Below are 7,970 nucleotides of genomic sequence, written 5' to 3'. Positions count from 1 at the left end.
CCCTCATGCGAGAGACTTGCGTATCCGGTATTAGCTACCGTTTCCGGTAGTTATCCCAGTCTTACGGGCAGGTTGCCTACGTGTTACTCACCCGTCCGCCGCTAAGTTNATCAGGAGCAAGCTCCCGATAAACTCCGCTCGACTTGCATGTATTAGGCACGCCGCCAGCGTTCGTCCTGAGCCAGGATCAAACTCTCCAATAAAGTAGTGTTTGACTTGCTCATTTAGATAAACTGACGAGATTAAAAATCTCAGTTTAATTACTCACTCGTTGTTCAGTTTTCAAAGATCAACTTCGTTTTTCGTTATCGCCGTGTTTCAGCGGCGACTTAAATAATATAACATATTGAGATTAGAAGTGCAAGCCTTTTTTTGAACTTTTTTTATTTAAGGGATTAAGCAACTCGTTTTCTCTCAACATCCCACTCTCAACTCGATTTATTTCGTAGTTTTCATGGGATATTTAATATATCATATTCCGCATTCATGCTCAAGTCATTACACGAGAAAAAACAAAGCAGGAGAGTTACCTCCCCTGCTTTGTTTACTTGTTAGGCGTTAATCCACGGATTCCGGCGTCCATTCGAGCTGTCGGTACGTTGACGATTTTTTTTGCCTGCCGCTCCGTTACTCGATTTACTTTGTTTCTTCGGACTTGGCTGCGCGTCAGGGTTGCCCGAAATTTTCACGTTTTTTTTAGATGAGTTAGGCGTTTTTGATTTTGCCTCTGTTTTCTGGGACTCTCTCTCCTCCGTCTCGTCGCCGGAAGTAGAAGACTCCACCTCCCGATTAAAGTGCCCCTTCATGTTTTCGATCCCGCCTACTTCACCCTTCAAAGGTTCGTTAGCTAGCGGAGCCATGTTATTCGCTCCTGGATAGGCCATCGGATAATAGGATGACGGCATAACCGATGTTGGATAGCCTGGCACAGGTGGACCATAACAAGGCATCATTCCGGGATGATGTCCCCAATCCATCGTTTGTGGATAGAATGGATTGTTATTTGCTTCAGGAGATACGGATTGCGGTGATACTGCCTGAGGCTGCATATTCGGATTCGGATTTGCGTACGGGCTTACCGCTCCCATGTTCGGCATTTGTGAGACTGGCGCATTAGCATTAGATATCCCCGGATACTCCCCTTCCGCTGGTGACAATGCTGTTGGTGCCGGATTGCCATAATACCCAGATACGGGTTCAGCGGCAATGGGATACTGATAAAAAGGCGGATAGGCTTCCTGGGTCGTATACGGGTAAGGAGACATTGTTCCCGAGCAGCCACAAGGGGATGGAGCGTAACCCATGGCCGGAAGTGTATACTGTGGCATAACATGACCTGGATAGGATAAGTTCGGGGATGGGTTCGGGCCATAGGTGTAAGGACTGACTCCTGTCGGTTCGCCCTTCATCGGTTCATAACCATATGGGCTGACCCCTGCCGGCTCGCCCTTCATCGGCTCATAGCCATAAGGACTAACTCCTGTCGACTCACCCTTCATCGGCTCATAGCCATAAGGACTAACTCCTTTCGACTCACCCTTCATCGGCTCATAGCCATAAGGATTGACTCCTGTCGGTTCACCCTTCATCGGCTGATAGCCATAAGGGCTGACTCCTGTCGGTTCACCCTTCATCGGTTCATGCCCATAAGGGCTAATTCCCATTGGCTCGCCTTTCATCGGCTCATAGCCATAAGGACTAACCCCTGTGGGTTCTCCCTTCATGGGCACATGGCTATAAGGGCTGACGTTCTGCGGCCCATAATTTGCAGGAGAAATATTCGGTTGGTAAGGATAGGGCTGAATCTGAACAGGTTCATGCTTTTTCGGCTCGTGATGAATCGGTTGGAGTTTCGTGGATTCATATTGGATTTGCTCTACTTCCACTTTGATCTCCATCGGTACGACTTTAGGCGGTTGAACTTGCACCGGTTGTTGCTTTGGCGGTTCCACATTGATCGGTTGTTGTTTCGGTGGTGCCACGTTGATCGGCTGCTGCTTCGGCGGTTCTACGTTGATTGGCTGTTGTTTCGGTGGCTCTGTTTTCGCCGGGGCTTCCTTCGGCTTCTCGGTTTTCACCGGCTCCACCTTCTCCGGCTTTGGTGCTGTCATTTCTGGCTTGACGCCGGTTGGAGCTTTCTTTCCAGAACCGGCGATGGGAGCCGTGTTCTTCTTACCAGTTTGCACAGGAGACATCCCTACGTTCGGCGCAGAAGGGTTGTCGGCACCACCTGACGGATTTCCCATGCCCGTAGGTATGTTGACGATGTCCCCAACCTTCAATTGATTCGGGTCGCTAAGCTGTGGGTTTGCATCAATCAGACTTTGCAAAGGTAATCCCCAAGCTTTGGACAGCTTCCATAACGTGTCCCCCTGCTTGACGACGTGCTTGTAAACATTGCCCGTTTCACCGCCAATCGGTACGGCCACAGCTGGAATCTTTACTTTGTCACCGATGTTCAACTGATTTGGATTGGCGATCTGCGGGTTAGCTTCGATCAGTTTTTCCAGAGGCACGTTATACTTTTTTGAGAGCTCAAACAAAGTATCGCCTTTTTTCACAATATGGATTTTCACGCGATAAAGACCTCCTAGGTTTCTTCTCCGGTACGTGATGATCGCCCGGGGCCCATTTATTACATCCTATGCAGGAGCCCGGTTTTTGACATCCTAGAAAAGAAAAAATCCTATCTTCCTCTTAGACCAAGGAAAATAGGATTCTTGTCGGCCTTGTCAGATTATTACCAAACCTTCAATCCGTCCTTATCAACAATCGCGCGGAATTCTTCCAGCAGCTTCAGCGTAATTGGGCCCGCATGCCCTTCACCGATGATGCGGCCGTCAACTTCGCGTACTGCGATAACTTCGGCAGCTGTCCCCGTCAGGAACACTTCGTCGGCGACATAGACATCATGCAGCGTAAATGGCTGCTCTTGGATGTTGTAGCCTTTTTTGCGGCAAATTTCGATGATTGCTTGGCGGGTAATGCCGTCCAAAGCGCCTAAGTAGCATGGAGGAGTCGTAATAACCCCGTTCTTCACGATAAAAATATTATCGCCCGACCCTTCCGTAACGTACCCTTGCGCGTTCAGCATGATTGCTTCGCCCGCACCGGACAGGTTCGACTGAATTTTCACCAAGATGTTGTTCAAATAGTTCAGCGATTTGATCTTCGGATTCAAAGCGTCTGGGATATTGCGGCGCGTCGACACAGATACGGTCTTCAACCCCGTTTTGTAGGCTTCTTCCGAATAGATCGCCAGCTGCTCTACAATAATGATCACCGAGGCTTTCGGGCAACGGTTTGGATCAAGTCCGAGGTTGCCGGGACCGCGGGAGACAACCAGACGGATATAGCCATTACGCAGATCGTTGCGGCGAAGCGTCTCGACCAGCGCATCTTCCATTTCCTGATACGTCAGCGGAATGTCCAACATAATGGATTTAGCCGAATCGTATAAGCGGTCCAAATGCTCCTTGCATTTAAAGATGTTCCCGTTATAAATGCGGATGCCTTCAAAAATCCCGTCCCCATACAAAAAGCCGTGGTCATATACGGAAACCTTTGCTTGATCTTTTGTTACGAATTGTCCATCTAAATAAATCCATTGTTCTGCCATTATTTTGGCACCTCCGCTTTTTGTTCTCCAAATGACAAGCTGGGATAACTCCCCAGCACACGTACTTGACAGTTGAGCGCTTCGATTTCACCAATCGCTGAACTCAGCAGCACGGAATCAACCGCTTCGAGCACATCCATAATAAAATAGTAACTGCCCAGCCTCTTCTTCGTAGGGCGTGACTCGATGCGCGACAAATTCAGTTTACGCCATGCAAATGCAGACAATACCTGATGCAAGGCGCCCGGAAAATCCTCAGGCAACGTTACCAGCAGACTTGTTTTGCTTTGGGCTGCCGGGTGATTCAGTTCAAGCGGCCGCGGGCCGATCAGAACAAACCGGGTATAGTTATTATCGTGATCCGTCACATGGCGAGCCAGGACATCCAGTCCATGGCGCTTAGCTCCTAGTGCCGTGCCGATTGCCGTCCAGCCTTGTCCCGGATTTTTCTTCACCAGCTCTACCGCTTCTGAAGTGCTGCCGGTATGCTCCAGCTCCGCCTTAGGCATCTGCGAACGAATAAATTGCAAGCACTGCGCCATCGCAACCGGATGAGACAGCACCTTCGTCACTTTGCTGTAATCGATCTCGTCCGATGGATCGGCCGCTTGGAACTCTTCCTTCTTGCCAATCAAATTCTGCACGGAAGGGTATATCCATTCAATCTGCATCGGAATATCCACTTCGTGAATCAGCCAATCCATATGAAGGCTGACGGAGCCTTCAATTGTATTCTCCATCGGGATGACGCTGTAATCACTGTGTCCGCTGGCCGTGGCTAAGAAGACGTCGGATATCTGCTTGAAATGCAGCAGTTCCACAGGCTCATCGCCAAATAGATGCAGCGCCGCTTCATGAGATACCGAGCCTTCCGGCAGCAATGCTATTCGTTTCATCTCCTGACTTCCCCTCATAAGGTGCTTCAACCATTAATCTTAATCGATCACGAAGCTCTCACAAACCGTAGGCTTGAATGTGATCCAGAAAAGAACCTTCACTCTCCATAGTAAGCCCCACAGCCCCCGATGTGCAAGGTTTCAGCCTCATGGTCTGCGCAGAGATGCCTTCCCCGTTCAGCACTTCCAATAAAAACGACTCCAGCTGTTCGTCCGCTCCCTGACGGCGATCCGTCAGACAGAGCAGCGTCGGGCCAGCTCCACTTAAGGCAGCCCCCAAAGCTCCATGGGTTGTCGCTTCCTCCAGAATCCGGGCCATTCCAGGTACGAGCGCAGCCCGGTACGGCTGATGCAGGCGATCGCGCATGGCAGCCGGGATCAAATCCAGCCGGCCAGCGGCTAACGCCGCAGTCAGCAGGGACGTGCGGCTGACATTGTACACCGCATCCTGCAGGCTGATCTGCTTCGGCAGCGCCTCACGCGCCTTGGAGGTGGACAGCTGGAAATCAGGAATGGCTACGAGCACCTCCAGATCGGCCGGCGGCTCAATACGCAGCACATCCGCGTGCGCCCCGTCCCAGACCGCGGTAATAATCCCGCCGTACAGGGAGGCACCCACGTTATCGGGATGCTTCTCCAAGGCTGTAGCCATATCGAACAGCTTAGCCTTGCTCAAAGGCTCGCCAATCAGCAGGTTGGCTGCAAACAGCGCCCCGACGATCGCCGAAGCGCTGCTGCCAAGCCCGCGGGTTAACGGAATATCCGATTTCATCGAGATTTCCAGTTCCGGTAAAGCCACGCCGGCTTCAGCAAACACCGATTGCGCGACTTGATACACCAGATTGCTTTTATCGGTTGGCAGTCCCTCCAGGTTCCCCCCATGCAGGGTGATCACCGTGGAGGGGGCCGGTTTCATTTCAATCCAAGCATAGAGGTTAAGTGCCATACCAAGCGTATCAAAGCCGGGCCCCAAATTCGCTGTGCTCGCCGGCACCTTGACCCGGACGCCTTCCCGGCGAATCATGCCCGTGCTCCTTGCAGCTTGGCAATCGCATCCAGTACCGCTTCCTCCGTATCCTGTACGACAAGCGGTTCGCCGCCAATGCTCTTAATCGCGATGTTTGGATCTTTCAAACCATGCCCGGTCAGTACGCACACGACAGTCTCGCCGCCTCTGAAATATCCTTCCCGATGCAGTTTATATACGCCGGCGATTGAAGCAGCGGATGCTGGCTCAGCAAAGATACCTTCCTTGGCTGCGATGGTGCGATATGCATCAAGGATTTCGTCGTCCGTAACGTAGTTGATCTGCCCGCCGGATTCCTCCGCAGCGGATACCGCTGTCTTCCAGCTGGCCGGATTGCCGATCCGAATAGCGGTTGCAATGGTCTCCGGCTCGCGGATAGGCTCACCCTTCACGATCGCCATCGCGCCTTCGGCCTCGAATCCAACCATTCGCGGTAGAGAAGTTGATTTACCACGCTCATAATATTCTTTGAAGCCTTTCCAATAGGCCGAGATATTACCCGCGTTGCCGACGGGAATCGCAAGGACATCCGGTGCTTTCCCGAGTTGGTCGCACACTTCGAATGCCGCGGTCTTCTGTCCTTCGATACGGTACGGGTTCACCGAATTGACCAACGTGATCGGATGCTTGGCGGTGATGTCGCGTACGATTTCGAGCGCCCGGTCGAAGTTCCCTTCGATGGCGATCACTTTCGCTCCGTAAATCATCGCCTGCGCCAGCTTCCCGAGGGCAATATTGTTGTTCGGGATCAGCACGATGCAGTCGATGCCCGCCCGAGCCGCATAAGCCGCTGCCGCTGCCGAAGTATTTCCCGTGGATGCGCACATGATCGTCGTGCTGCCTTCCTCCACTGCTTTAGCAACGGCCATTACCATGCCGCGGTCCTTAAAGGAACCCGTTGGATTCAGTCCTTCATATTTGAAATACAGATCCAGGCCAAGCTCCTTGGACAGGTTCTCCGCGCGAACCAGCGGGGTATTGCCTTCCTGCAGCGTCAGCTTCGGCGTCTTGTCGCTCACCGGCAAATATTCCTTGTACGTTTCCAGCAATCCGAGATATCTCATGCAAAAAGAACTCCTTTATTCTGAATTAATGTTATTATCCCTCTACGCGATACACACTTTTGATCCGATGAATGACGTCCAGCGATTCGAAATGGGCCAGCACCTTATCCATGCTTGCTTTGCTCGCATTGTGCGTCACGATCATAATTTCAGCGCCTTCCAAGTTCGTATTCGGCGACTGAACGACCGACTCCAAGCTCACCTCGTATTCGGCGAACACTTGGGTGATTTGCGCCAGAACACCGGCTTTATCGTCAACGTGGAGCAACAGAAAGTTTTTATAGGCGATTTGATCGTCTGTTTTCAGCTTTTTGGGCTTATACGGGACGATGGCCTTCAAGCCGTTCACGCCAAGCTTCAGGTTCTTGACGACAGCGACCAGGTCCGCAACCACGGACGTAGCTGTCGGCATTTCGCCGGCTCCCGCACCGTAGAACATCGTTTCCCCTACAGCTTCCCCATACACATACACCGCATTGTAAACGCCGTTGACAGCTGCGATCGGATGCGTCTTCTTCACCATCGTCGGCTGCACCGTAATGCTGAATTCGTCATCCTGCCGTTCCGCGATGCCGAGCAGCTTCATTTCATACCCCAGACGCTTCGCATACAAAATATCTTCCTTCGATACCGAAGTGATGCCTCGAACATGGACATCGTTCAGTTCCACATTGGTGCGGAAACCGAGGGTTGCGAGAATCGCCATTTTACGAGCGGCATCCAATCCCTCCACATCGGAGGTCGGATCGGACTCGGCGTATCCGAGCTGCTGCGCTTCCTTCAGCACATCTTCGTAAGAAGCGCCTTCCTGACTCATTTTGCTCAAAATATAATTGGTTGTTCCGTTGACGATCCCCATAATTTTCATAATGCGATCCGAGGAAAAGCCTTCAATCAACGTGCGGATGATCGGAATACCGCCGGCCACGCTGGCTTCATAAAAAACGTCGCATTGATGCTCCATCGCCTTGGCCAGAATCTCTGAACCATACAGCGCCATCAGATCCTTGTTTGCGGTCACGATATGCTTGCCGCGCTCGAGCGCCTCCAAAATATAAGCCTTGGTCTGATCCACGCCGCCCATGACTTCCACAATTACGTCAATCTCCGGATCGCGGATGACCGACCAAGGGTCCTCTGTCAGCTTATGGGGCTCCACATGGATGCTGCGCGCTTTGTCTAAGGTCTTAACGGCAATTTTCTCAATGACGATCGGCGAACCCACCTGACTGCTGAGATCCTCCTGATGTCCTTCCAAGATCCGGACCACGCCGGTCCCTACCGTGCCAAGTCCGAGCAGTCCTACTTTCACAGGCTTCACAGCCGTCCCCTCCCGTTATCCAATTACGGTTTTTTTCGTCTCA

Annotated in this window: 6 protein-coding genes and 1 rRNA gene; all 7 read right to left on the bottom strand. The window is 51.8% G+C overall.

Annotation, left to right across the window (positions count from 1 at the left end; translation table 11 throughout):
- Positions 1–203: ribosomal RNA gene (locus M891_RS0113925) — 16S ribosomal RNA — on the bottom strand; the annotation flags it as partial.
- A gap of 348 nt (positions 204–551) precedes the next feature.
- On the bottom strand, positions 552–2,576 hold the full coding sequence (locus tag M891_RS25825; protein WP_051417003.1) for a LysM peptidoglycan-binding domain-containing protein: 2,025 nt from the start codon (positions 2,574–2,576) through the stop codon (positions 552–554).
- 164 nt (positions 2,577–2,740) lie between these two features.
- Positions 2,741–3,619, bottom strand: a complete 879-nt coding sequence (gene ilvE / locus M891_RS0113915) for a branched-chain-amino-acid transaminase (RefSeq protein ID WP_009225188.1) — start codon at positions 3,617–3,619, stop codon at positions 2,741–2,743.
- The gene (gene pheA, locus M891_RS0113910) at positions 3,619–4,515 is read right to left on the bottom strand and encodes a prephenate dehydratase (RefSeq protein WP_028539275.1); all 897 of its coding nucleotides are present in this window, start codon (positions 4,513–4,515) and stop codon (positions 3,619–3,621) included. The genes ilvE and pheA overlap by 1 nt, the downstream gene beginning before the upstream one ends.
- Before the next feature lie 58 nt (positions 4,516–4,573).
- On the bottom strand, positions 4,574–5,539 hold the full coding sequence (thrB, locus tag M891_RS0113905; RefSeq protein WP_028539274.1) for a homoserine kinase: 966 nt from the start codon (positions 5,537–5,539) through the stop codon (positions 4,574–4,576).
- Entirely contained in the window at positions 5,536–6,606 is a 1,071-nt protein-coding gene (gene thrC / locus M891_RS0113900) for a threonine synthase (RefSeq protein ID WP_028539273.1), read from the bottom strand. The genes thrB and thrC overlap by 4 nt, the downstream gene beginning before the upstream one ends.
- A gap of 34 nt (positions 6,607–6,640) precedes the next feature.
- Entirely contained in the window at positions 6,641–7,927 is a 1,287-nt protein-coding gene (locus M891_RS0113895; protein ID WP_016311134.1) for a homoserine dehydrogenase, read from the bottom strand.
- Positions 7,928–7,970 lie beyond the last annotated feature (43 nt).

The organism is Paenibacillus sp. J14 (assembly GCF_000518465.1).
In the GTDB taxonomy this organism is placed as follows: domain Bacteria; phylum Bacillota; class Bacilli; order Paenibacillales; family Paenibacillaceae; genus Fontibacillus; species Fontibacillus barengoltzii.
The sequence above is the reverse complement of the archived record's forward strand: the minus strand, read 5'-3'. Positions and strand labels throughout refer to the sequence as shown.

Excerpts from the sequence above, each read along its gene's own strand:
- thrB (WP_028539274.1), bottom strand. The coding sequence starts at position 5,539 with ATGATTCGCCGGGAAGGCGTCCGGGTCAAGGTGCCGGCGAGCACAGCG.
- pheA (WP_028539275.1), bottom strand. The coding sequence starts at position 4,515 with ATGAAACGAATAGCATTGCTGCCGGAAGGCTCGGTATCTCATGAAGCG.
- thrC (WP_028539273.1), bottom strand. The coding sequence starts at position 6,606 with ATGAGATATCTCGGATTGCTGGAAACGTACAAGGAATATTTGCCGGTG.
- ilvE (WP_009225188.1), bottom strand. The coding sequence starts at position 3,619 with ATGGCAGAACAATGGATTTATTTAGATGGACAATTCGTAACAAAAGAT.